Raw genomic sequence first — 23,609 nt, 5'->3', positions numbered from 1 at the left:
CGCCGGAACGGGCAGGGAAAATTCCGAACGGCCGTTTTGCCGGGGCCCGCGGTTTACGATCGGCGCGGCCAGCCGTCGCCCGATCCACCCCACGCAGGGAGCCGAGGGAACGCATGTCCGGAGTACTCGAATGGGCGCGGGCGGAAAACCTGCAGCCCGAACCGATCACGCTCGACATCTGGAAGAGGTTGCCCCGCGACTTCTGCCGTCTCGTCGAAGTCGTGAACGGTGACGTGGTGCGCGCCGAACCCCCCGCGCTCGCGCACCGCAATGCCGCGCGCCGCCTCGCCGAGATGCTGGAGTCGGCCGCCGAGCTGCACATGAGCCGCTACAACGACGGCTGGCTCTACGTCGGCATCGACCAGGACGTGCTGCTGTGGGAAACCCCGCGCGTCACCATGCGCCGCCCTGACCTCGCGCTGTTCTCCTGCGCCCCGGCCGATGTCGGCTTGCTCGCCGCGCAGCGCGTGAAGATCGCGGTCGAGGTGGTCTCCCCGATCACCGAACGCATCGACACCGCCGACAAGCAGGCCGAGTACGCGCTGGCCGGAATCCCTTGGTACTGGCTGGTTTACCTGGACGGAGACCGGGTCAGCTACATCCAGACCCACGTGCTGGTGCTCGGGCACTACCGGCCGCTGCGGCGGCTGGTCGCGCACATCGGCACCACGGTGGTGGACATGCCGATCGAGATCCACCTCGACTGGACGCGGCTGATCAGCCTCATCCTCTGAGCGAACGACAGCGGCCCCCGTCGTCTGGAGACGACGGGGGCCGTGGTCATTCAGCCTGCGGGACAGGCTGTTTCGCGATACTTCAGTGCGCGCCGATATTCGCCTTCGCCGCATCGTCCTGCTTGTCGCCGGAGGACTTGGCGTGCCCGACGAACATCGCCGAGGCGACCACACCGATCAGCAGGATTCCCGCGGGCAGGTACAGCGACTGACTCAGCGCGGTGCTGAGCTTCTCCAGGATCGGATCCCGCACCACCGCGGGCAGATTGCTCAGGCTCTGCCCGCCGCCGCCCTCGCCGATCGGGCCGCCGGGCAGCCCCTGCGCGGCGATCCGCGCCGAGAGCAGCGCGCTGATCGCGGCCGAACCCAGCACGGAACCCACCTGACGGGTGGTGTTGTAGACACCGGCGCCCGCACCGGCCTGCTGCACCGGCAGACCGTGGGTGGCGGTGGTGGCCAGCGGCGCCCAGATGCAGGCGTTGGCGATACCGGCGATGCCGCCGATCACCATGAACAGCGCGATCGAACCGTCCGGCTTCATCAGCGCGGAGAATCCGAACAGCGTCGCGGAGAACACCGCGAAGCCGACGGTCGGAATCACCCGCGGCGCGACACGATCCGAGATCTTGCCGATGATCGGCGCGAACACGCCGGTCAGAATCGCCATCGGCGCGAACACCAGTGCCGACCGCGTCGGCGACATGCCGTGCACCTGCTGCAGGTAGAAGTAGGTCGGCACGAAGATGCTCGTCACCGATGCGCCCATGGCCGCGATGGCCAGGTTGGAGAACGCGAAGTTGCGGTCCTTGAACAGGCTCAGCGGCACCAGCGGCTCACCGGTATTGCGGGCCTGGTTGACGATGAACAGCCCGAGTACCACCAGACCGGCGATGATCATGGCCCAGATCCAGGCATCCCAGTGGTGGGTGTTGCCCTCCTGGATGCCGAACACCAGCAGGAACATGCCGACCGCCGAGAGCGCCACCCCGACCAGGTCGAACTTGTGCCGGTTGGTGGGCAGCGACGGCACCAGCACGTACGCCGCGATGAACGCGATGATGCCGATCGGCACGTTCACGTAGAAGATCCACTGCCAGCCCTGCCAGTCGACCAGCACGCCGCCCAGGATCGGGCCGACCAGGGTCGCGAGACCGGCGACGCCGCCCCACAGGCCCATGGCCGCGCCGCGCTTGTCCGGCGGGAAGGTGCGGGTGATGACCGCCATGGTCTGCGGCGTCATCAACGCCGCGCCCAGGCCCTGCACCGCGCGCGCCGCGATCAGCATGTTGATGCTGGTCGACTCGGCGCACCACAGCGAGGCGAGGGTGAAGACGACCAGGCCGCCCAGGTAGATGTTCTTGGGGCCGAAGCGATCTCCGAGCCGCCCGGTGACCAGCAGCGGGACCGCGTAGGCCAGCAGGTAGGCCGAGGTCACCCAGATCACCTGGGAGACATCGGCGTTCAGGTCCTTCATGATCGCCGGATTGGCCACCGCGACGATGGTCATGTCCAGCAGGATCATGAAGAACCCGACGACCAGCGCGTATAGCGCGGGCCACGGATTACGTTGTGTGGACATGGATTCGGGTTCCTAACTCGGGGGGTTGGTTCGGACGGCCGCGAGATCGGCCTCGGTGAGGCTGGCGCCCCAGTCGTGGCCGAGGGTGTCCTCGGGTGGATCGCAGCGCATGCCGGTCTCGCCGTCGAAGCGCTCCCATTCGATTTCGCCGTTGTCGAGTTCAGCGACGAAGTCCCGCAGCCAGCGCGCCTCCGCGGAGACGCCGTTGTGCAGGTAGTCGATGACAAGCCAGTACCGCCTGGGGACCTGCCGGTTCACCGTCCACTCGCGCAGAGCCTCGAGTTCGGTGATGCGGCTGTCGAGCCAGGTGAGCCGTTCGCGCAGTACCGCGCTGACTTCGCCCACGGGAAGATTGTGCGCCTCGGCCAGTGCGACCGGAAAAATCGGGTACTCCGAGACCGGTGTCCGCAAGATTTCCGTGATCCGTTCACGCAGGGCCTGACGGCCCGCGCTGCTGATCCGGTAGGTGGTCCGTTCCGGTCGATTACCGGCCCGATCGGTGCCTTCCGCGCGCACCAGCTCCTGCTCCGCGAGACGCGCCACGGCGTGGTAGAGCGAGCCCGGCCTGACTTTGATCAACTCGTCCTCATGGCGGCTGATCAGCAGTTGAAACATCTCGTAGGGGTGCATGGGTCGTTCCTCGAGCAGTGCGAGCACCGCCACCGCCATAGGGGTGAGCGCCGGGATCGCCTGCTTTCCCATCGCGTCCTCCGTTCCCGCCGATCGTCCGATCGCATCGCCGACCGCGGATCATCCGCACCAAATATTCCGTGTGGAATATACGACGCGGAACAGTTGGCGCGCAAGTATCGGAGGACCAGCCTCCGCTAGCGCGGTGACCGTGGGAGGTACGCCGGATGTCGGTACGGCATCGACCTCATGAGCCGGATTCGACGACCTCCGGGGCGGCGGCCCACGCCTCGTCGTCGAAGACCCCGCGCCAGGCAGCGGTGTCCGCGAGCCGTTCCCCGAGCGGAACGGCCTCGGCCGCCGCGAGCAGCCCGTGCCCGCGATGCACCAGATCGATGTGATCGGCCCAGCGCGCGTGCATCCAGCGCGCGTCGTCATGCGCGCAGTCGATGCCCGCGTTCTCGCAGCCCTTCAGATCGAAACGCAGCTTGGCACAGAGCATTCGGCCGTCGGCGTCCATCGGCGCGTCCAGTGCCACGACCACGCGGCGCGCCGTCCCGCGCATGCGCCGGTGCTCCAGCGCCAGTGTGCGCCGCAGGGCATGCGGCGCAACCAGACTCAGGCACAGCACCGCCGCGACGACGCCGATCACCGTCTCCAGCAACCGATCCCGAATCGTCGCCCCCGCCGAGCCGCCGAGAGTGCCTGCGCCACCGGCGAACAGGGCCAGCGGCGTGATGAACAGCACCGCGATCCCGTAGTTCGCCGCCACGAACAGCTCGGTCGCGAACATCAGCGCCGCCACCAGCCCCACCAGCGCATAGCCGGTGAGCCCCAGCTGATACAGCCCCGCGAACGCCACCACGCCCACCGCGGTCCCCGCGAACCGATGGATCGCGCGCGCCCGCCCGCCGATTCGATGCGGACCCTGCGCCAGTACCACCAGCGCGGTGAGCATCGCCCAATACGGATGTAATCCATTCAGCGCCAACGCGATCGCCCCCGCCCCGGCGCACGCCACTCCCACCCGCACCGTGGTGGTCACCGCGTGCGAGTCCGGCGTCCACGACCGTCGCAGCCGCCGCAGGACGGCCGGCTGCCGCGCCGCCCGCGACCGATCCCCGCGCAGCAGATCGATCCCCACGCCGATCCCCGTCACCAGCAGCGCCCCCACCGCACCCAGCCCCGCACATCCCAGAACCACCTCGGGCCGCACGCCGGCTCCGGTAGCCGCGATCGCCCCGGAGGCGGACGTCATGAAGAACAAGGCCCCCGGCGGTCCCACCCTGACCGCGTTGATCACGTACACCGCCGTCATGGCCACCACGGTCAGCATCACCACCGCAACCGTCCCGAGCGAGGCCCGGCCCGCCAGTGCGTGCCCGAGCAGCGCCCCCACTGCCACCCCGCCCAGCAATCCGGCCGCAGCACCGGCGACGGACCCGATCCGCGACCGCACCGGCCGCCCGTCGCCGTACATCACCGCGAACGCCCCGAACGCCGCCAGCATGGCGTACTGCGGATATCCGCCCGCGACCAGCGCGCACGCCGACAACCCGAACGCCGCCGCGGTCCGGACCCCGGATCGCCAGCGGTGCCAGATCGGTCCCAGCCCGAACACCAACGCTCGCAATCGGGTACTCGGCGGCGACTTGGGCAACGCGTAGGGAACCGGACTCATCCACCCATTTCAACACTGCATCGCTACCGCATGGCAACTACCCCGGTGCGCGATCGCCGCCGGAAACGACACGGGGCCGGATCTCGGTGAGAGATCCGGCCCCGCACGGGGATTCGATGGACTAGACGGTCGGGGTGAACGCCTCGTTCACGATTTCCGCCTGCTCCACGGCGTGCACCTTCGACGAACCCGAGGACGGGGCCGACATGGCGCGACGCGAGATGCGGCGCAGCTTGCCGAAACGAGCCGGGAGGATCTCCGGCAGGTTCAGACCGAAGAACGGCCAGGCGCCCTGGTTGGCCGGTTCCTCCTGAACCCAGGCGAGGTCGGAGGCATTGGGGTAGCCCTCGAGCGCCTCGTTCAGGCGGTACTTCGGAATCGGGTACAGCTGCTCGACGCGCACGATGGCGACGTCCTCGCGGTTGTGCTTGTTCTTCTCGGCGACCAACTCGTAGTAGATCTTGCCGGAGGTGAGCAGCACCCGCTTGACCTTGGAACGGTCACCGTTGCCCGACTCGTAGGTCGGCTCCTCGAGGACGGTGCGGAACTTGTTGTCCGTGAAGTCCTCGATCTCCGAGACCACAGCCTTGTTGCGCAGCATGGACTTCGGGGTGAAGACCACCAGCGGGCGGCGGATGCCGTCCAGGGCGTGGCGGCGCAGCAGGTGGAAGTAGTTCGACGGGGTGGACGGAACCGACACCGTCATCGAACCCTCGGCGCACAACTGCAGGAAGCGCTCGATACGACCCGAGGTGTGGTCGGGACCCTGGCCCTCGTGACCGTGCGGGAGCATCAGCACGACCTCGGAGAGCTGACCCCACTTGGCCTCACCGGAGGAGATGAACTCGTCGATGATGGACTGCGCGCCGTTGACGAAGTCACCGAACTGCGCCTCCCACAACACGAGTGCGTCCGGGTTGCCCAGCGAGTAGCCGTACTCGAAGCCGACCGCCGCGTACTCCGACAGCGCGGAATCGTGCACCGCGAACCAGCCCGGGTTCTTGGACCCGATGTTGTGCAGCGGCGTGTACTCCGCACCGGTCTTGCGGTCGATGATCACCGAGTGCCGCTGCGAGAACGTGCCGCGGCGCGAGTCCTGACCGGTCAGGCGAACAGCCTTGCCCTCGTCGATCAGCGTGCCGAAGGCCAGCAACTCGGCCATGGCCCAGTCGACCTTGCCCTCATAGGCCATCTCGCGGCGCTTGTCCATGACCGGCTTGACGCGCGGGTGGACACTGAAGCCCTCCGGCGGGCTGACGAACGCGTCGCCGATCCGCTGCAGCACCGTCTTGTCCACGGAGGTAACGAGATTCGGCGGCAACTGCTGCTCGTCCTCGACCGACTCCGACGGCTCCGGCGGGAACTTCTCCAGCTCGCGCACCTCGTTGAAGATCCGCTCCAACTGCCCCTGGTAGTCGCGCAGGGCGTCTTCGGCTTCCTTCATCGAGATGTCGCCACGGCCGATCAGGCTCTCGGTGTACGCCTTTCGCACCGAGCGCTTGGTGTCGATCACGTCGTACATGCCCGGCTGGGTCATCGACGGGTCGTCGCCCTCGTTGTGGCCGCGACGGCGGTAGCAGATCATGTCGATCACCACGTCGCGGTGGAACTTCTGCCGGTAGTCGACGGCCAGCTTGGCCACCCACACACAGGCTTCCGGGTCGTCACCGTTCACGTGGAAGATCGGCGCGCCGATGAACTTCGCGATGTCCGTGGAGTATTCGGTGGAACGCGAGTACTCGGGAGCCGTGGTGAAACCGATCTGGTTGTTCACCACGATGTGCACGGTGCCACCGGTGCGGTAGCCGCGCAGACCCGACAGGTTCAGCGTCTCGGCCACCACGCCCTGACCGGCGAAGGCCGCGTCACCGTGCAGCATCAGCGGCACGACGGAGAACGAACGGTTCTCCTCGCCGCGAGTGACGAGATCTTCCTTGGTGAGCAGATCCTGCTTGGCGCGCACCAGACCCTCGAGCACCGGGTCGACGGCCTCCAGGTGCGAGGGGTTGGCGGTCAGCGAGACCTCGATCTCGTTGTCGCCGAACATCTGCAGGTAGGTGCCGCGCGCACCGAGGTGGTACTTCACGTCGCCGGAGCCGTGGGTGGCCGCCGGGTTCATGTTGCCCTCGAACTCGGTGAAGATCTTCGAGTACGGCTTGCCGACGATGTTGGCCAGCACGTTGAGGCGACCGCGGTGCGGCATGCCGATGACGACCTCGTCGAGGGCGTACTCGGCGCACTGGTCGATGACGCCGTCCATCATCGGGATGACCGACTCCGCGCCCTCGAGCGAGAAGCGCTTCTGGCCGACGTACTTGGTGGCCAGGAAGGTCTCGAACGCCTCGGCCGCGTTGAGCCGGGACATGATGTACTTCTGTTCGGCCACAGTCGGTTTCGCGTGCTTCTGCTCCACGCGGTCCTGAATCCACTTGAGCTGCTCGGGATCCAGGATGTGGGTGTACTCCACACCCACATGGCGGGCGTAGGCGTCGCGCAGGATGGACAGCACGTCGCGCAGCTTCATGCGCTCCTGGCCGTGGAAGCCCGCGACATTGAATTCGCGGTCCAGGTCCCACAGGGTCAGACCGTGCTGGGTGACATCCAGGTCGGGGTGCGACCGGAACTTGTCCTTCACCAGCCGCAGCGGGTCGGTGTCGGCCATCAGGTGGCCGCGGCTGCGGTAGGCGTTGATCATTTCCTGGACGCGCGTCGACTTGTCGATGCCGCGTTCCTGAATGTCCTTGCGCCAGCGCACCGGCTCGTAGGGGACACCCATGCCGTGGAAGATCTCGTCGTAGAACTCGTCGGAGATCAGCAGGTTGTGGATGGTGCGCAGGAAGTCGCCGGACTCCGCGCCCTGGATGATGCGGTGGTCGTAGGTCGAGGTCAGGGTCATCAGCTTGCCGATGCCCAGATCGGCCAGCTGGCCGTCGCTCATGCCCTGGAATTCGGCCGGGTACTCCATGGCGCCCGCGCCGATGATCGCGCCCTGACCCTGCATGAGCCGCGGCACCGAGTGATTGGTGCCGATGGTGCCCGGGTTGGTGAGCGAGATGGTGACGCCCGAGAAGTCGTCGTTGGTCAGCTTGCCGTCACGCGCGCGCCGGACCACGTCCTCGTAGGCGCTGTGGAACTGCGTGAAGGTGAAGCCCTCGGTGTTCTTGATGGCCGCGACCGCGAGCGCGCGATTGCCGTCCTTGCCCGGAAGGTCGATGGCCAGACCGAGATTGGTGTGCGCCGGGGTGACCGCGTTCGGCTTCCCGTCGATCTCGGCGAAGTGCCGGTTCATGTTCGGGAAGGCCTTGATGGCCTGCACGATCGCGTAACCCAGCAGATGGGTGAAGGAGATCTTGCCACCGCGGGTACGGGCCAGGTGATTGTTGATGACCAGACGGTTGTCGATCATCAGCTTCGCCGGAATGGCACGCACCGAGGTGGCGGTGGGGACGGCCAGCGAGGCCGACATGTTCTTCACCACGGCCGCGGCGGGGCCGCGCAGCACCTTGGTCTCGTCTTCGGCGCTCGGCTTCGGGCCACCGGAGGTGGGGGAGGCATTCGAAGTCGGGGCGGGGGTGGTCTGCGGGGCTCGAACCTGCGCGGGCGCCGGGGCGGGCGCGACAGCGGCAGGGGCGGGAGCCGGAGCTGGGGTGGCGGCGGGGGCAGGCGACGCAGCGGCGGGTGCCGGAGCGACGGCCGCGGCCGTCTGGCTGTTACCAGTCTCGGCTGTGTTCTCCGGCGTGTAGTCCGCCAGGAACTCGTGCCAGCTTTCATCGACCGACGAGGGGTCTTGCTTGTACTTCTGGTACATCTCGTCGACGAGCCACTGGTTCTGTCCGAACTGGGATGTTGAGCTGCTCACAGCAGGTGTTCGCCTCATTTCGTTCTTCGCGCTGCGACGTTTGTGACGTGCCCGGCACGGGTAATCGGCGGATGCGCGCCGATGCGCCCTCTCTGAGGATATGCCCACCCCTGTTCACCAACGGGCATGGCTACCACCGAGCGGACACATTCTCGCGTGACGACTCGTCCTCGTTCGAGAATATTCCTTCCATCGCCCGTGCCGCAGCCCAGAGCCGGGAGTAGGCCCCGCGCGTCGCCAGCAGTTCTTCGTGCGTTCCGATTTCGGTGATGCGGCCGCGCTCCACGACGGCGATCCGATCGGCCTGCGCGGCCGTCGCCAGCCGGTGCGCGACGATCACGGAAGTTCGCCCGCGCGTTACCGATTCGCTCGCTACCAGCACCGATGCCTCGGCGGCCGGGTCCAGCACCGCGGTGGCCTCGTCCAGTAGCAGCAGGTCCGGACCCACCAGCTCGGCGCGGGCCAGCGCGATGAGCTGCCGCTGCCCGGCCGAGAGACCGCGTCCGCGTTCGCCGACCGCCTGCCGCATTCCGCGCGGTAGCGCGGTGATGGTTTCCAGTGCGCCCACCGCCGCGGCCGCCGCCCGGATCTGCGCGGCGGTGGCGTCCGGTTTCCCGAATGCAATGTTGCTGGCGATATCGCCGGTGAACAGGTGAGCTTCCTGAGGAACCACACCCAGCCGGGAACGGAACTCGGTGAGCCGATAGTCGCGAATATCCACGCCGTCCACCGTGATTGCGCCGTGATTCCCGTCACCAGCGGCCCGCGGCATGTCGTAGAGCCGGGCCAGCAGTTTCACGATGGTCGACTTGCCCGCGCCGGTCTCGCCGACCAGGGCCAGGCTGCCGCCCGCCGGAATGCTCAGGCTCACGCCGTCGAGTGCCGGTTCCCGGGCGCCGGAGTACCGGAAGCGGACGTCGTCGAAGACGACCTCGCCGTTCAAGCGGTCCTCGATGCGGACCGCGTCGGCCGGATCCGGGGCGATGGAGGACTTCGTGCGCAGCAGTTCCCCGATGCGCCGCAACCCGACCCGGGCCTGCTGGTAGCCGTCGAAGAGCTGCGAGAGCTGCATGATCGGGCCGAACAGCAACTCCAGGTACAGCACGAACGCCACCAGCGTGCCCGGCGAGGTGCTGCCGTGCGCGACCGCCCAGGCACCCGTGAACACCACGGTCGCCAGCGCCAGATCCGCCCACATGCCGACGAAGGCGAAGAACAGCGCGATGGCGCGCTGTGCCCGCATCCGGCTGACCCGGAAGTTGTTCGAGTACCCGGCGAAGCGGGCCGCGGAGGCCGCCTCGTGCCGATTCGCCTGCACCGCACGCAGACCCGCGACGTTCTCGGCGAAGTCGGCATTCACTGTGGCCGAATGTTCGCGCGCCGCACTGTAGGCGGAGTCGGAGATCTTGCGGAACCACCAGGTGGCCAGCAGCAGCGGCGGCAGCGTCACGAACACCACCAGCGCCAGGTGCACATCGATCACCAGCAGCGCCACCGCGATGCCGACCACGCTCAGCAGCGCGATCAGCGCGTCGGGCAGGCCGGTCTGCAGGAAGGTCGAGAGCGCGTCGATGTCGGTGGTCATCCGGGTCATGATGCGGCCGGACAGTTCTCGCTCGTAGAAGTCCAGTCCGAGCCGTTGCAGATGCGCGTAGCTGCGCACCCGCAGCCCGAACAGCACCCGTTCCCCGGCGCGGTTGCTCCACACCAGCGAGGTCGCGGCCACCACCCAGCCCACGACCACCAGCACGACGCCCATGGCGGTCGCCCACACCAGTGCTCCGGCATCGTGTTTGCCGACCCCGGAGTCCACCGCGTACCGCACGATCGACGGGAAGCCCACGCCGACAACGGCGTTCACCGCCAGCAGCAGGATGGTCCCGACGACCAGCCACTTCACCATGCCGAGCGCCCGCAGCAACCGGAATCCGGGATCGGGCTCCCGCAACTCCGCCGCGTCCATCCGGGGCTGTTCGGTGGCCGGTGGCAGGTGCCCCAGCACCCGCCGAACTTCTTGCGGCGTATCGCGATCCGGTTCGTCGTTGACCGATCCCGCTGCCGCCGAACCGGTTTCGAGCAGCTCGGGTGAGCCGGTCGCGGTGGGGCCGCCGTCCAGCTGCTCCAGCTCGTCGATCGCGTTCGGTAGTGCGTCCGGGGCGGGCAGGCGGATGACCCGGTCGGCATGCGCCAGGGTGGATTCGCGGTGCGCCAGGATGAGGGTGGTGCGACCGGAATCGGTGGGCAGAGCGTCGAAGATGGCGGCCTCGGTGACGGCGTCCACCGCGGAGGTGGCGTCGTCGAGGACCAGGATGCGCGGGTTGGACAGCAGGGCGCGGGCCAGGGCGATGCGCTGGCGCTGACCGCCGGAGAGGGTGAGCCCGCGTTCGCCGACCACGGTGTCGTAGCCGTCGGGCAGGGCGGCGATGAAGTCCTCGGCGGCGGCCTGTTCGGCGGCGGCGCGGATCTCCTTCTCGGTGGCGTCGGGACGACCCAGGGCGATATTGGCGGCGATGGTGTCCGACAGCAGGAACGCGTCGTCGAAGACCACGCCGATCGCGGACCGCAGGTCGGCGGCGCGCAGCTCGGCGATGTCGACGCGGGAATCCTTGCCGTACAGGCTGATCCGGCCGGAGTCGGGGGAGTAGAAGCGGGGCAGCAGCAGGCTCAGCGTGGACTTGCCGGAACCCGCCGGGCCGATGACGGCCACCGTCTCACCGGGCGCGACCCGCAGGTCGAGATCGCGCAGCACCGGGCGCCCCGGCTCGAAACCGAAACCGAGGGCATCGATTTCGATGCCGAGCGGACCCTCCGGCAGCGCCACCGGATGCTCCGGGTCGATGCGTGCGGGCGCGCTGTCGATGACCTGGTTCACGCGCTCGGAGGCGGCGCGGGTCAGCTGCGCCATCACCACCACGTACGACACGATCCGGGTGGAGTTGGTCATGGTGCTGACGTAGGAGACGAAGGCCAGGAAGGTGCCCAGCCCGATCGAGCCGTGGAAGGCGAGGAATCCGCCCGCCGCGATCACCGCGACCAGGCCCGCCTGCGGAATGGCATTCAGCGCAGGGCTGAATCCGGCGTCGATCTTGGCGGCCCGCATGCGTTCGGCGAACAGCTTGCGGCCGTGCTGCTCCAGCACGCTGACCATCCGGGCTTCCTGGCCGAAGCCCTTCACCACGCGCACGCCGGTGACGGTCTCCTCGACATGCTGGGCCAGATCGGCGGCCCGCTGCTGCGCCGACCAGGTGGCCGCGTAGAGCCGCGGCCGCACCCGGTAGACGACCAGCGCCAGCACCGGGACCACGATCAGCGCGGCCAGCGCCAGCGGCGGTGACAGCCACAGCATGACGCCCGCGGCGAGCACGAATTGCAGTGCGGCGACGGCCGACCACGGGCCCATCGACAGCAACCCCTGCACCAGGGTCAGGTCACTGATCGAGCGGGAGATCACCTGCCCGGTGCGCAGCGCGTCCTGTCCGCGCCCGTCCAGGCGCTGCAGCGCGCCCAGCAGATCGACCCGGAGTTCGTGCTGCACATCCAGGGCCAGCTGCCCGGCCAGCATGCGGCGGCCGAAGGAAGCCAGGAACCGCCCGATCGCCAGCACCGCGAGCCCACCGGCCACCGCGGCGATGATGCCGGTGTTCCCGGCGGTAGCGCCGTCCAGGGCCTTCTTGGCGAGCAGCGGCCCGGTCACCTCGACCACCGCGCCCAGCACAATGGCCGCGGCCAATCCGGCGAGCATCCACGGATGCCGCCTACATCGCTCCCACAACCGCCGCAGCCATCCGCGCGCGGCGTCCGACTCCACCGGTTTCACCATTGCCTCGTTCACATCGCTCGAACTCATCGCGCTGAACAACGATCACCCCACCCCCTGTTTGTTCCCGCCCGTGCCGGTGGCTCCCCGCGCCACCGCTGTCCAGTCTCCCCGCCGTCCGTATCCAGTCTCCCCGGGACGCCGCCTTGTGTCCCGTGCCGAGGCATGATCGGCTGGGGTTCGCACCCCTCCTCTCGTCGAAACGGAGTCGCCATGCCGATTCAGCGCCTCAACCACGCCGTCCTGTTCGTCTCCGATGTGGAACGTTCGGCCGCCTTCTACAGCGACGTGCTGGGTTTCCGGAAGCTGCCCGGCGGCTTCCCGGGCGCGGTGTTCCTGCAGGCCGAGGGGTCGGCCAACGACCACGATCTGGGCCTGTTCCAGTCGCCGGATCCGTCGGTGCCGCATCGCACCGGCCTGGTCGGGCTCTACCACCTGGCGTGGGAGGTGGACACGCTGCGCGAATTGCAGCGGGCCCGCGAGGCGCTGACCGCGGCGGGCGCGCTGACCGGCGCGTCGGATCACGCCTCCACCAAGGCGCTCTACGCCGCCGACCCCGACGGCATCGAATTCGAGGTCTGCTGGCTGGTTCCCGACAGCGCCGTCGAGGCGGAGCTGGCGGCCATGACGGTGCCCAGCGCTCCCCTGGACCTGCCCGGCCTCATCGAGAAGTACGGCGCCGACACCCCCGGCGGCCCGCGAGTGGACCACGAGGTGTGGCAGCGGGTGTTCGCCGGTAAGACCGGAAACTGAAGCGCGCGTTCAGAGTTCGCGAGAGGTGAGCGACCACCAGGCGGCCGCGCCCGCCGCCGCGGCCCACAGCAGCAGGATCGCCGCGGCGGCCGGTGACGGCGCGAAGAAGTTGCTCTTGGCATAGCGCCCGGCACTGAGCGCGGCCACCGTCGAGGACACCGGCAGGATCGCCGCGATGCCGCCGAATCCGATGGCGCGCGCGGTGATCCACACCAGCGGCTCCAGAATCGCGAGTCCGGCCACCGCGGCCAGCGCCTGCACCGGCGACCGCAGCACGAAGCCGAGGGACGCGCCGATCACGCCCCAGCACAGCGCCGCGACGGCCAGCCCGATCAGCACCCCGGCGAAGCCGCCGTCCATCGGCACCTTCGAACCGCCGGACAGTCGCATGCCGGCCCCGCCGAGCAGCTCCATCACCAGCACGGTGCCCAGCGAGAACCCGCCCGCCACCGCCAGTTTCGAGCCGAGCAGCAGATTGCGGTCGGGCGTGTACAGCGATCCGAGCGCCATCGACCCGTACCGGTACTCCGAGCCGATCCCCAACGCGCCGAAGGCGGCGGACCCGGCCACCGCCAGCACCAGTGCGGTGCCCACCAGCGGCACCGCCCAGCCGCCCGCCGCGCTGAATCCGTTCTCCTTGCCCACACCGGGCTGATATCCGAACCCGAGTGCCGTGAACGCGATCACCCCGGCCAGCACCACCACCGCGGCGATCAGCCAGTTGGTCCGCACCGAAGTCACCGCGCGCACTTCGGAATTCGCGGCCCGGGCCACCACCGGCGGCACAGTGCGGATCATCGAGCGTCCTTTCGTCGAAACCTCGCCGGTCCGTGGCCGTCACAGCGGTACGCCGGAATCACCTTCGCGCGCTTGCCGTTCCGCACGGGCCCGGTGCGCCGGTCGAGAGTCACCGCCGGGCCCCGTAGTGGGCCGGGGCGGCGGTGCCGAAGATGACCTGGCCGGGCGCGGCGGGCGGAGCCGGTTGCGCGGGGGTCGCGCCGCGGGTGAGCGCGGCGAGGACCTGGTCGGGGTGGATGTGCTCGGCGCCGACCTCGGTGAGCTGCACGCGCGCGGTGGCCGCGGCCGATTCCAGTTGGGCCGCAGTCACTTCGGCGATGGCGAGGCGGCCGTCGGGGCGCATCACAGCGTCGGTGACGCCCTGCGCGGCCAGTGCGGTGGCGAGCGCGATCGGGCTGGTGGATTTCACCAGCGTGCGATCGGGATGGTTGCGGCGCAGCCGGGCGGGACTGCCCTGGAAGACGATGCTGCCCCGGTCGAGGACGATGAGCTCGTCGGCGACCGGGAGCACGGCGGCGAGGGTGCGCGAGGTGAGCAGCACGGTGCCGCCGCGGCGGGCGTGGGTGCGCAGATACTCGAACAGCCAAGCGGTTTCGGGTCCGTCGAGTCCGGCGGCCGGATCGTCGAGCACCAGCAGCGGGGGCTCGCCGAGCAGGGCGACCGCCAGCGCCAGCCGGGTGCGCATGCCCTCGGTGAGGGATCCGATGCGCTGATCGGCGACCGAGTCGAGCCGGACCAGGGTCAGCAGCTCCTCGACTCGGCTGTCGGAAACGCCTGCGGCACAGGCGTATACACGCAACTGCGCCCGCACCCGGCGGGTGGGGTGCAGGCCGCGCGGTTCCAGCATCGCGCCGAGCACCTGCCGTCCGGCGCGCGCCCCGGAGCCCGGCCCGCCGACGCTCGCGGTGCCGGAGGTGGGGGTGAGCAGGCCGAGCAGCATGCGCAGCACCGTGGTCTTGCCCGCGCCGTGCGGGCCGACCAGTGCCGCGATCTTGCCCGCGGGCACCACGAAGCTGACATCGTCGACGGCGGTGACGGTTTCGAAGCTCTTGCTCAGTCCGCCGACCGCGAAGGCGAGCGCCCGGCTGCTCACTGCGGCGTCTTGCGGATCGGGGCTTCCACCGCGGGCAGCGGGTCGGCCTCGATGATCAGCGGCTGCGGCCAGTAGGCGGGCGGCGCGCCGAAGGCCTTGCGCGCGTTGTCGACCACGTTGCGGCCCAGCGCCCGATTGCCGAATCCGCCGATGGCAGCGCCGATTCCGGCCGGAATGATCTTGCCGACCATGAGCGCGCTGCGCTTGGCGATGAACCGCACCAGGAACTGCTTGAGCAGCGAATCGTTCATGGCGTTGATGCCGGGAGCCTTGGCGGCCATCAGACCGCCCCAGTTCTTGGCGGAGTGCCCGACGCTCTTCTGCACGATCTCCATGCCGCTCTCGCCGAGCACCACCGCCAGCACCAGGGCGCGGCGGCGTTCCTTGTCCTCGGGGGCGACGCCGTGCACGGACGCCACCGCGAGGGTGAACACCGCGGAAGCCTCCAGGAAGAACGCGGTCTCCGCGCTCATGGCAGCGAGCGCGGTCACGGTGCCGACGCCCGGGACGGCCGCGGTCGCGCCGACCGCGGTGCCGGAGCCGGTGACGGTGTTGAGGTAGAGCTTCTCGATGCGGGTGATGATCTGGGCGGGCGACTCGTCGGGATGCCCCTGCCGCAGCTTCTCGACGTATCTGGCGACTGCCGGAGCCTGCACCTGCGCCCCGTTCTCGAGCAGCGAGACGACCGCTTTCTCGAACCCGGACTTGAACATCGACACTCCTGCTCCTCGTGCGGTCTTCCGCTCCGAACTCTATGGCACCCGGACAACGATTCGCGAGATACGCCGGTTCCGCACGTGACGAGCGACAACCCGGACCCGACGGTCCCTTGCGGGGGTGAGCGGCGGGGTCCCATACCGGACAAGATCGGCCTAGGCTCAGAGTGTGGCTGGCGTGTCCGAAGGCGCGTCGGGGATCCCCGACCCGCGATTGCGCGCATACGTCCTCGGGTACGAGGGCTACCTGCTGCACGGCTTCGAACCCGGCACGCATGTGGGCATGCCCGCGTCGGTGCTCACGGTGATCATCACCATCGGTGAGTCGATCGAGGTGCCGGTGTCCTCGCATCCGGAGCAGGCGGGTGGGTGCTGGGAGATGCTGGCCAGTGGATTGACGGTGAATCCGGCGACCATCGCGCACAACGGGTTTCAACACGGTGTGCAGCTGGGGTTGACGCCGCTGGGCTGTCGCGCCCTGTTCGGCATCCCGGCCGCCGCGCTCGGCTCCTGGATCGTGGATCTGGCCGATGTGCTGGGTCCGCGCGCCAAGGAGTTGCGTGAGCGCCTGGAATCCGCGCCCACCTGGCCGCGACGCTTCGCGGTGATCGACGAGATCCTGCTGCGGCAGGTGGATCCGGTGCACTGGGATCCGGAGCTGACCCACGCCTGGGCGCTGCTGTCGGGTCCCGATCCGGCGGTGCGGGTGGGTGCGGTCGCCGAGGAGATCGGCTGGAGCCGTAGGCATCTCGGTCAGCGTTTCCAGGCCGAGTTCGGCATCACCCCCAAGGACGCCGCCCGCATCGCCCGTTTCGAACGTTCGCACCGCATGCTGCGCAACCCGATGGTCCCGGTGCTGGCCGAGGTGGCGGCCGTCGCGGGCTACTACGACCAGGCCCATATGGCCCGCGAATGGCGCGATCTGGCGGGCATGCCGCCGTCGGTCTGGTTCGAGCGCGAGGAGTTCCCATTCGTCCAAGACCCGCCGGGGGCCGACGCGGAAGGCTGAGTGCCATGACCGATTCGAAAACTTCAGCACCCACCGGAACGACAGTCGTCTGGCCGACCCTGGTCTACCGGGATCCCAAGGCGGCGATCAGTTTTCTGGAGCAGGCCTTCGGCTTCGAGACCGTGGCCTGCTACGAGAACGGCGAGACCGTCGCGCACGCCGAACTCGCCTGGCCGGGCGGCGGCGGGATCATGCTCGGCGGTGTTCGCGAGGACTCCGCGCTGGCCTGCCAGCCGCCCGGCGCGGGCTCGGTGTACATCGTCACCGCCGAACCCGACGCCCTGTATGCCCGCGCCCGGGCGGCGGGCGCGAACATCACCAAGGAACTCACCGACGAAACCGATTACGAGTCACGCGGTTTCGTCTGCCGCGACCCCGAAGGCGTCTATTGGAGCTTCGGCACCTACGGGGGCGAGCGCGCGGCGTGAGGCTCAGTCCGCCCCGTGTCCGGCCGGGACGCGTTCGGCGGACGGCGGCGGCCCGGGCGGGGTGCCCTTGCCGAAGGGGTTGCCGCCCAAGGCTTCCCGGCCGTGCGGGGTGAGCCAGTTGCCGAGCTCGGGCCCCTTCGGGACGATCCGGGTGGGGTTTATGTCGGTGTGCACGATGTAGTAGTGCTGCTTGATCTGCACGAAGTCGGTGGTGTCACCGAAGCCGGGGGTCTGGAACAGGTCGCGGGCGTAGGCCCACAGCACGGGCAGTTCGGTGAGCTTGTCGCGGTTGCACTTGAAGTGGCCGTGATACACCGGATCGAAGCGGGCCAGCGTGGTGAACAGCCGCACGTCGGCCTCGGTGATGGTGTCGCCCACCAGGTATCGCTGGGTCGAGAGTCGTTCGCTGAGCCAGTCCAGCGCGGTGAAGAGGCGGTCGTAGGCGGCGTCGTAGGCCGCCTGGTCGCCCGCGAAGCCGCAGCGATAGACGCCGTTGTTGACCTCGGTGTAGACCCGCTTGTTGACGGTGTCGATCTCGGCGCGCAGATCCTCCGGATACAACGCGGGCGCGCCCTCGCGGTGGTATTCGGTCCACTCGCTGGAGAAGTCGAGGGTGATCTGCGCGTAGTCGTTGGTGACGACCTCCCCGGTCCGCTCGTCCACCACGGCGGGCACGGTGATGCCGCGCGGATAGTCCGGGTACCGCTTCAGGTAGGCGTCGCGCAGGAAGTGGATGCCCAGCACCGGATCGACTTCGCCGGGGTCGAGATCGAAGGTCCAGCTGCGCTGGTCGTGGGTGGGGCCGCAGAGTCCCAGCGACAGCACGGATTCCAGTCCGAGCAGTCGCCGCACGATGAGGGTGCGGTTGGCCCACGGGCAGGCCCGCGCGGCCACCAGGCGGTAGCGGCCGGGTTCGACGGGATAGCCGTCGCGCCCGTCCGCGGTGATCCGCGTGGTGATGTAGTTCGTGTCCCGCTTGAATTCGCCCGGCTCGACGTAGCTGCCCGGCTCGGTTTTCGAGGTGGTCACGGAGTCCATCTTGCCCTGTCCTCCGGCCTGCCGGAGTTTGGAACATTCATCCGGGTCTGTCCCAAATTGCGACGGCCTAATAGATTCAGCGGCATGACTGACTCGAAGCCCACCCGGCTGGAACGCATCGTCACCGACGGGGGAGCGGAGGCGGCGGTGCTGACCATCGCCCACCCGCCGCTGAACCTGTTCGACAAGGCCCTGTTCGAGGCGCTGGCCGTGGATTTCGCCGAGCTGACCGCGAATCCGCCGCGCGCGCTGCTGCTGCGCGCCGAGGGCAAGCTGGTCTCCGGCGGCGTCGACGTGCATGTCTTCGACGGCCTGTCCGAGGCGCAGGGCGCGGACCTGTGGCGCGACCTGTTCGCCCGCATCATCCATCCGATCGAGGCGCTGCCCTGCCCGGTGATCTTCGCGGCCCACTCGCTGACCCTGACCGCGGCCTTCGAGATCGCGCTGGCCTGCGACATCATCCTGGCCGCGCCCAAGGCCAAGTTCGGCCTGGTGGAGACCGTGGTCGGACTGACCCCGTCGATGGGCGGCCCGCAGCGGCTGGCCGAGCGCGCGGGCTCCGGGCGCGCCCGCGAGTTCGTGATGACCGGTGACCTGTACGACGCCGCCACCATGGCCGACTGGGGTGTGGTGAACGCGGTACACGAGGATGTCGACACCGCGGCCCGCGCGCTGCTGGCCCGGCTCGCCGACGGCCCGACCAAGGCGCACGCGGCCACCAAGCAGATCATCGAGGGCTGGCGCTCCGGCGGTGTGGCGCACGCGGATTCGATCACCTCGGAGGTATCCGGGCAACTGTTCGGCACCGAAGACCTGAAGAACGCGGTGCGGAGCTTCCTCGAGGTCGGTCCCGGAAAGGCCACGTACACAGGCAAGTAGGCGGCAACCGGACGGTCGCCGCACCCGGCTTCGGGCGTGGCGACCGGTCTCCGGGCGTGTCGAGCCCCCTACCTGCACGGGGGTATTGCGGGGGTGGAACGAGACTGTCCGGCCGCGAATCTCGGCGCCGTAATGCGAAACGCACGCCGAATCCGACGTTTCCGCAGGTTCGGTCGGGGGAACCCCGGCTGCACGGGGTAACGATCTGTTTCTCCGGGGTCAAAGCCTGACAACCGTTTGCCGACAATCCGCCCAAGTCTGTGATCTGCATCATATAGTCACTCATGCCTGGCAGGGCTTCGAGGCACTCGGAGGGACGATGTCGCAGTTACTCGTGGAATATCCGCACTCGCGAAACGGCCGGTGCGACAACCCCCTTGCGCGCGGCGCGGACGGCGTCCTGCGCTACGGCAACCTCACCCCCGCGCTCACCGAACTCCTGGACATCCAGGTGCACACCCATGCCGCGCGCGAGGCGGTCGTCGAGATCGGCGGCCCCCGGCTCACCTATCGCGAACTCTGGTACTCGGCCTCGCGGATCGCGGGCGGACTGCAGGAGCACGGCATCGGTTACGGCGACCGGGTGGCGGTGCGGATGCCCGTCGGCGCGCGCTGGGTGCAGGCGTTCCTGGGCGCGCTGCTCTCCGGTGCGGTGCCGGTGCTGGTGCACGACGGCCTGCCCGACGCGGTCGCCGATCGCGTACTGCGCGATGCCAGTACCGATTTCATCCTCGACGGCGGCGGCCGGGCGGCCGGCTACCGGGGTCCGCTGCCCGACGGCGCGGCCTTCATCGACGACGGCGCGTCCCTGGGCGAACTCGCCCTGCTCTGCTACACCAGCCCGGGTTCCGAAACCGGCCCGCGCGGAGTCGAACTCACCAACGAGAACCTGCTGTCCGCGATCTGCTCGATGACCGGTGCGCTGAGCCTGCCCGGTGACGGCCTGCGCAATCTGGTCCTCGCGCCGCTCGCACACGCCAGCGGCTGCGTCGATCAGCTGCTGCCGACCTTCGCGGTGGGCGGCACCGTGGTGCTGGCCCCCGACCCGGCCGCGGTGCCGGAAACCCTGGTGGCCGAACGCATCGACATGGTCTCGGCGACCCCGCGCATCTTTGCGGGGCTGCTGCCGGAGCTGGCCGGGCTGCGCGTGGAGCAGGTGCGGCAGCTGTGCAGCGCGGGCCATCGCGCCGAGCTGGCCGCCGCAGGACCGGCCGCGGTGGACTCGGTGTCCGACACGCTGCGCGAGGTGTTCCCGTCGGCGCGGCAGTGGTCGGTGTGGGGCGCGACCGAGACCTCCGGCATCGGACTGGCCCGCGACGACGATTCCGCCGCCCGCGATGTGCTCGGATTCGCTTTCGGCGGAACCGAACTCGCGCTCTGCGGCCCGCACGCCGCCACCGGTCACGGCGAACTGCTGTGCCGCGGGCCCAATGTCACCCGCCGCTACTGGAACGACCCGCAGACCACCGAATCCAACTTCACCGGTGCCTGGTTCCGCACCGGCAATCAGGTCAGCATCGACGGCAACGGGCTGGTCCGGCAGGCTCCGGCCACCTGAATCAGGTTGCCGGGCAGCCGTTTCGAGTGATCGCCTCAGCCGACCAGTCGGGTCCGCAGCGCCGCGCGCTGTTCGGGATCGATGCCGACCTCGGCCAGATAGCCCTCGATGTCGCCGTACATCTCGAGCATGGAGGCGGTGGCCGACTCCAGGTACTCCGGGCGCACGCCGAGCAGATCGTCGGAGAGCTCCTCGTTCGACTCCTCGGTCATGAAGGAGCGCAGCGTCGGGACGGCGTCGTTGCTGAGCAGGTAGTCGGCGTAGATGTCTTCCTCGGTGACGTCCACGGCACGCAGCAGGGTCGCGACGGCCCAGCCGGTGCGGTCCTTGCCCGCGGCGCAGTGCACCAGGGCGGTGCCCTTCAGCATCGAGTCGGCGAGGGCCTTGATGGCGGCGTGCGCCTCGGGCATGGCCGGGAAGGCGCGGTAGACGCCGACCATGTGGCTGGCGGCGGTGGTGTGGCGGCGGGCCTCGTGCGGCGGGGTCTCGCCGATGTTGGGGTCGAAGGGGGTGACGTGCAGCCGCACCCCGTCCGGGACCACGTCGTGGCCGATGAAGTCGATCTCCTTGTAGCCGCGCAGGTCGTGGATGTCGGTGAGGCCGAGCTCGGCGAGGGTCGCGATGCCGTTCTCATCGAGGCGGCTGAGCTGGGCGGACCGTAGCAACACGCCGTCGCGGACCGTGGATCCCGCGGTGGTGCGGGCGCCGCCCACATCACGGAAGTTGAAGGTGCCGGAGATCTGGAGTTGGTCGTGGCGCGCTGAAGTCACCCGCTCAGGCTATAGCCGGGCGGGTGTCTCGATGGTGTCGTCGTTGGATCGAACCGGCGAATTCCGGGCGATTGCCCCGCTCAGTGGGACGGTGGCGCCGGATCGGCGGCCGGAATCTCGATCGTGCGATTCGAAGGCCGCAACGCGGGAGCGGCCGGACGGATTGTGTGTCCTCCCGCACAGTCGCTGTCTTTGCCGAGTGTGAGCTCCGTAAAATACCGCACGGTCCTAATGTTGTCTTTACCGGGCGATACTGCAATTCGGTCGTTCCTATTCGATCGCGGCCCTGTTCCGATTAGGTAACAAAACAATCTTCAGGTACGGAACTGGCCAACAAAGCTGGTTGCGAAGCCAGAAAACGACGTAGCATTGATACCCGTTGAACGGGTACGCCTTGTCTTGTCCTGCTGGGAAGATCAGCGCTGATCTGCAGCCCGTTGAGCGAGCCGCGCAGGCGAGGTGCGCGAGTTCTTTCGCCAAAGGGAGTCGTCGTTGAGCGCAAGTGGAGAAATCACCCAGGTCGGACTACGTCCGGCCATGATCGAGGCCATCGAGAAAACGGCCGGATCGCTCGACTTCGGTGGTAGTCGTGCTTTGCGAATCCTGCTGCACGCGGGTGTCAGTACGTTGTGGCCGATCTTGAAAGCCTCACCGGACAAGCAGATTCGCGCCTATGAATCCACCCTGGCGCTATTGCGGCAACGCTGGGAGAACCAGGCCGCCTGTGTACCCGATCCGGTGGCCACGGCCATGTTCCGCAATCTCGACGCCGATGTGACGGCCTTCCTGGAGCTGTGCGCGCGCCGCTCCGGAACCCAGTGGCTGGAGCCGGTGGATGCCATCGCCGCCTATCTGCTGGCGGTCATTCAGGGCATGGTGCTGCGCTGGCTGGCCGACTGCGACGACGAGATCTCACTCGTCGTGCTCGACGACCTGGTCTCGTACCTGTCCACGAAGGCGGTGGAGGGCGCCTGAGCCGCCGCCGAACCCGGTCGAAGAAATAACCGTCGCAATACTGGACGGGTGACCAAATAAGTGATCGAATGAAGGCGTGACGGATTCGTCGACGATCACCGCATTGCACGCTGCCACGGCCGACCTCGACCCGCCGCTGGCCGCCGTGGACCTCGCCGCCCTGCGCGCCAATGCCGCCGATCTGGTGCGCCGCGCGCGCGGCATCCCGATCCGGGTGGCCAGTAAATCCGTGCGCTGCCGCGCGGTCCTCGAAGAGGTGCTCGGCAGCGGGCTCACCGCCGCCGGCGGCTTCGCCGGAATCATGGGTTACTCACTGGCCGAAGCCATCTGGCTGGTGCGCCAGGGGGCCCGCGACGTGCTGCTCGGCTATCCCACCGCCGATCGCCACGCGCTCGCGACGCTGGCCGCCGACCCGCTGCTGCTGGACTCCATCACCCTGATGATCGACGACGTCGATCAACTGTCCTTCGTTCGCGCCGCCCTCGGCAGCGAAAAGGCCGCTCCCCGAGTGTGTGTCGACGTGGACGCCTCGCTGCGGATCGGCCCGCTGCACCTCGGTGTGCGCCGCTCACCGATCCGCACGCCCGAGCAGGCCGCCACCGTGGCCGCCGAGGCCGAGCGCCGCGGTTTCCGCGTCGTCGGCGTGATGACCTACGAGGCGCAGATCGCGGGCCTGCCCGACACCAATCTCGCTGTGCGCCTGGTGAAGAAGGCGTCCGCCGCCGAGATCGGCAAGCGCCGCCGGATGGTGGTGGAGGCGGTACGCGCGGCCGTCGGCGAACTCGAGATCGTCAACAGCGGCGGCACCGGATCCATCGAGGTCAGCATTGCCGATCCGAATGTCACCGAGGTGACCGCCGGATCCGGGCTGTACCTGCCGACCCTGTTCGACGGCTACCGCAATCTCGCGCCGCGCCCGTCGATGTACTTCGCGCTGCCGGTGCTGCGGCATCCGGCCCCGGGCATCGCCACCGTCTTCTCCGGCGGCTACATCGCCTCCGGCCCGGCCGGTGCCACGCGGGTGCCGAAACCGGTGTGGCCCAAGGGTTTGAAGCTGATCGGCACCGAAGGGGCGGGCGAAGTTCAGACCCCGCTCACGCATGCCGACGGGCTGAACATCGGTGACCGCGTGTGGTTCCGGCACGCCAAGGCCGGTGAACTCTGCGAGCGCTTCACCGACGTGCAGCTGGTCGACAACGGCGCTCGCACCACCGTGCCCACCTATCGTGGCGAAGGCCAGTGCTTCGGCTGATCGGCCAGTAGCCCGACGTCCTTCGCTGCCCGAAAACCGG

At 68.8% G+C, this 23,609-nt stretch carries 18 protein-coding genes; 8 read left to right on the top strand and 10 right to left on the bottom strand.

The genetic code is table 11. The features are described from left to right. Nucleotides 1-113 precede the first annotated feature (113 nt). Nucleotides 114-734 (top strand): Uma2 family endonuclease, encoded by a 621-nt coding sequence (locus OG300_RS25310; RefSeq protein WP_405485532.1) that lies wholly within the window; start codon nucleotides 114-116, stop codon nucleotides 732-734. Between the two features lie 82 nt (nucleotides 735-816). On the opposite strand, the gene OG300_RS25305 is transcribed toward OG300_RS25310, so the two are convergent. The 5 genes from OG300_RS25305 to OG300_RS25285 all read right to left on the bottom strand — a co-directional run bounded on the left by OG300_RS25305 (nucleotide 817) and on the right by OG300_RS25285 (nucleotide 12,330). After that, entirely contained in the window at nucleotides 817-2,313 is a 1,497-nt protein-coding gene (locus OG300_RS25305) for a DHA2 family efflux MFS transporter permease subunit (RefSeq protein ID WP_405485531.1), read from the bottom strand. Between the two features lie 12 nt (nucleotides 2,314-2,325). Then, nucleotides 2,326-3,015, bottom strand: a complete 690-nt coding sequence (locus OG300_RS25300; protein ID WP_405485530.1) for a PadR family transcriptional regulator — start codon at nucleotides 3,013-3,015, stop codon at nucleotides 2,326-2,328. A gap of 175 nt (nucleotides 3,016-3,190) precedes the next feature. After that, nucleotides 3,191-4,624 carry an FUSC family protein gene (locus OG300_RS25295; protein ID WP_405485529.1) on the bottom strand — a complete coding sequence of 478 codons (1,434 nt, stop codon included), beginning with the start codon at nucleotides 4,622-4,624 and terminating at the stop codon, nucleotides 3,191-3,193. 121 nt (nucleotides 4,625-4,745) lie between these two features. Continuing rightward, on the bottom strand, nucleotides 4,746-8,501 hold the full coding sequence (locus OG300_RS25290; protein WP_405485528.1) for a multifunctional oxoglutarate decarboxylase/oxoglutarate dehydrogenase thiamine pyrophosphate-binding subunit/dihydrolipoyllysine-residue succinyltransferase subunit: 3,756 nt from the start codon (nucleotides 8,499-8,501) through the stop codon (nucleotides 4,746-4,748). A 112-nt stretch (nucleotides 8,502-8,613) separates the two neighbouring features. Then, entirely contained in the window at nucleotides 8,614-12,330 is a 3,717-nt protein-coding gene (locus OG300_RS25285; RefSeq protein ID WP_405485527.1) for an ABC transporter ATP-binding protein, read from the bottom strand. Nucleotides 12,331-12,513: 183 nt separating this feature from the next. Here OG300_RS25285 and OG300_RS25280 point away from each other — a divergent pair, with 183 nt between their 5' ends. Further along, nucleotides 12,514-13,053, top strand: a complete 540-nt coding sequence (locus OG300_RS25280; RefSeq protein WP_405485526.1) for a VOC family protein — start codon at nucleotides 12,514-12,516, stop codon at nucleotides 13,051-13,053. Nucleotides 13,054-13,062: 9 nt separating this feature from the next. Here OG300_RS25280 and OG300_RS25275 read toward each other — a convergent pair whose 3' ends face one another. The 3 genes from OG300_RS25275 to OG300_RS25265 all read right to left on the bottom strand — a co-directional run bounded on the left by OG300_RS25275 (nucleotide 13,063) and on the right by OG300_RS25265 (nucleotide 15,657). Continuing rightward, the gene (locus OG300_RS25275) at nucleotides 13,063-13,851 is read right to left on the bottom strand and encodes a hypothetical protein (RefSeq protein WP_405485525.1); all 789 of its coding nucleotides are present in this window, start codon (nucleotides 13,849-13,851) and stop codon (nucleotides 13,063-13,065) included. Between the two features lie 109 nt (nucleotides 13,852-13,960). Further along, nucleotides 13,961-14,944: an ABC transporter ATP-binding protein gene (locus OG300_RS25270; RefSeq protein WP_405485524.1), complete on the bottom strand. Its 984-nt coding sequence runs from the start codon at nucleotides 14,942-14,944 to the stop codon at nucleotides 13,961-13,963. Continuing rightward, a complete protein-coding gene (locus tag OG300_RS25265; RefSeq protein WP_405485523.1) occupies nucleotides 14,941-15,657 on the bottom strand; it encodes a hypothetical protein in 717 nt (238 codons plus the stop codon). The genes OG300_RS25270 and OG300_RS25265 overlap by 4 nt, the downstream gene beginning before the upstream one ends. Before the next feature lie 172 nt (nucleotides 15,658-15,829). Here OG300_RS25265 and OG300_RS25260 point away from each other — a divergent pair, with 172 nt between their 5' ends. Then, on the top strand, nucleotides 15,830-16,669 hold the full coding sequence (locus tag OG300_RS25260; RefSeq protein WP_405485522.1) for a helix-turn-helix domain-containing protein: 840 nt from the start codon (nucleotides 15,830-15,832) through the stop codon (nucleotides 16,667-16,669). Between the two features lie 5 nt (nucleotides 16,670-16,674). Further along, entirely contained in the window at nucleotides 16,675-17,097 is a 423-nt protein-coding gene (locus OG300_RS25255; protein ID WP_405485521.1) for a VOC family protein, read from the top strand. A 3-nt stretch (nucleotides 17,098-17,100) separates the two neighbouring features. Here OG300_RS25255 and OG300_RS25250 read toward each other — a convergent pair whose 3' ends face one another. Beyond that, the gene (locus OG300_RS25250) at nucleotides 17,101-18,126 is read right to left on the bottom strand and encodes a glutathione S-transferase family protein (protein ID WP_405485520.1); all 1,026 of its coding nucleotides are present in this window, start codon (nucleotides 18,124-18,126) and stop codon (nucleotides 17,101-17,103) included. A 93-nt stretch (nucleotides 18,127-18,219) separates the two neighbouring features. Here OG300_RS25250 and OG300_RS25245 point away from each other — a divergent pair, with 93 nt between their 5' ends. Both OG300_RS25245 and OG300_RS25240 read left to right on the top strand, forming a co-directional pair. Continuing rightward, complete coding sequence (locus OG300_RS25245) at nucleotides 18,220-19,014, top strand: enoyl-CoA hydratase/isomerase family protein (RefSeq protein ID WP_405485519.1); 795 nt, start codon at nucleotides 18,220-18,222, stop codon at nucleotides 19,012-19,014. 319 nt (nucleotides 19,015-19,333) lie between these two features. Then, a complete protein-coding gene (locus OG300_RS25240; RefSeq protein WP_405485518.1) occupies nucleotides 19,334-20,572 on the top strand; it encodes a class I adenylate-forming enzyme family protein in 1,239 nt (412 codons plus the stop codon). A 35-nt stretch (nucleotides 20,573-20,607) separates the two neighbouring features. Here OG300_RS25240 and OG300_RS25235 read toward each other — a convergent pair whose 3' ends face one another. Next, entirely contained in the window at nucleotides 20,608-21,342 is a 735-nt protein-coding gene (locus tag OG300_RS25235; RefSeq protein ID WP_405485517.1) for a tyrosine-protein phosphatase, read from the bottom strand. 492 nt (nucleotides 21,343-21,834) lie between these two features. On the opposite strand from OG300_RS25235, the gene OG300_RS25230 reads away from it, so the two are divergent. Next, entirely contained in the window at nucleotides 21,835-22,317 is a 483-nt protein-coding gene (locus OG300_RS25230) for a TetR family transcriptional regulator (RefSeq protein WP_405485516.1), read from the top strand. A gap of 76 nt (nucleotides 22,318-22,393) precedes the next feature. Further along, nucleotides 22,394-23,569 (top strand): amino acid deaminase/aldolase, encoded by a 1,176-nt coding sequence (locus OG300_RS25225; protein WP_405485515.1) that lies wholly within the window; start codon nucleotides 22,394-22,396, stop codon nucleotides 23,567-23,569. The last annotated feature ends 40 nt before the right edge of the window (nucleotides 23,570-23,609 follow it).

Origin of the sequence: Nocardia sp. NBC_00511, from assembly GCF_045161165.1 — a bacterium.
Classification (GTDB): domain Bacteria; phylum Actinomycetota; class Actinomycetes; order Mycobacteriales; family Mycobacteriaceae; genus Nocardia.
The sequence above is the reverse complement of the archived record's forward strand: the minus strand, read 5'-3'. Positions and strand labels throughout refer to the sequence as shown.

Excerpts from the sequence above, each read along its gene's own strand:
- OG300_RS25305 (WP_405485531.1), bottom strand. The coding sequence starts at position 2,313 with ATGTCCACACAACGTAATCCGTGGCCCGCGCTATACGCGCTGGTCGTC.
- OG300_RS25240 (WP_405485518.1), top strand. The coding sequence starts at position 19,334 with ATGTCGCAGTTACTCGTGGAATATCCGCACTCGCGAAACGGCCGGTGC.
- OG300_RS25285 (WP_405485527.1), bottom strand. The coding sequence starts at position 12,330 with ATGAGTTCGAGCGATGTGAACGAGGCAATGGTGAAACCGGTGGAGTCG.
- OG300_RS25295 (WP_405485529.1), bottom strand. The coding sequence starts at position 4,624 with ATGAGTCCGGTTCCCTACGCGTTGCCCAAGTCGCCGCCGAGTACCCGA.
- OG300_RS25290 (WP_405485528.1), bottom strand. The coding sequence starts at position 8,501 with ATGAGGCGAACACCTGCTGTGAGCAGCTCAACATCCCAGTTCGGACAG.
- OG300_RS25300 (WP_405485530.1), bottom strand. The coding sequence starts at position 3,015 with ATGGGAAAGCAGGCGATCCCGGCGCTCACCCCTATGGCGGTGGCGGTG.
- OG300_RS25275 (WP_405485525.1), bottom strand. The coding sequence starts at position 13,851 with ATGATCCGCACTGTGCCGCCGGTGGTGGCCCGGGCCGCGAATTCCGAA.
- OG300_RS25255 (WP_405485521.1), top strand. The coding sequence starts at position 16,675 with ATGACCGATTCGAAAACTTCAGCACCCACCGGAACGACAGTCGTCTGG.
- OG300_RS25310 (WP_405485532.1), top strand. The coding sequence starts at position 114 with ATGTCCGGAGTACTCGAATGGGCGCGGGCGGAAAACCTGCAGCCCGAA.
- OG300_RS25265 (WP_405485523.1), bottom strand. The coding sequence starts at position 15,657 with ATGTTCAAGTCCGGGTTCGAGAAAGCGGTCGTCTCGCTGCTCGAGAAC.
- OG300_RS25245 (WP_405485519.1), top strand. The coding sequence starts at position 18,220 with ATGACTGACTCGAAGCCCACCCGGCTGGAACGCATCGTCACCGACGGG.
- OG300_RS25280 (WP_405485526.1), top strand. The coding sequence starts at position 12,514 with ATGCCGATTCAGCGCCTCAACCACGCCGTCCTGTTCGTCTCCGATGTG.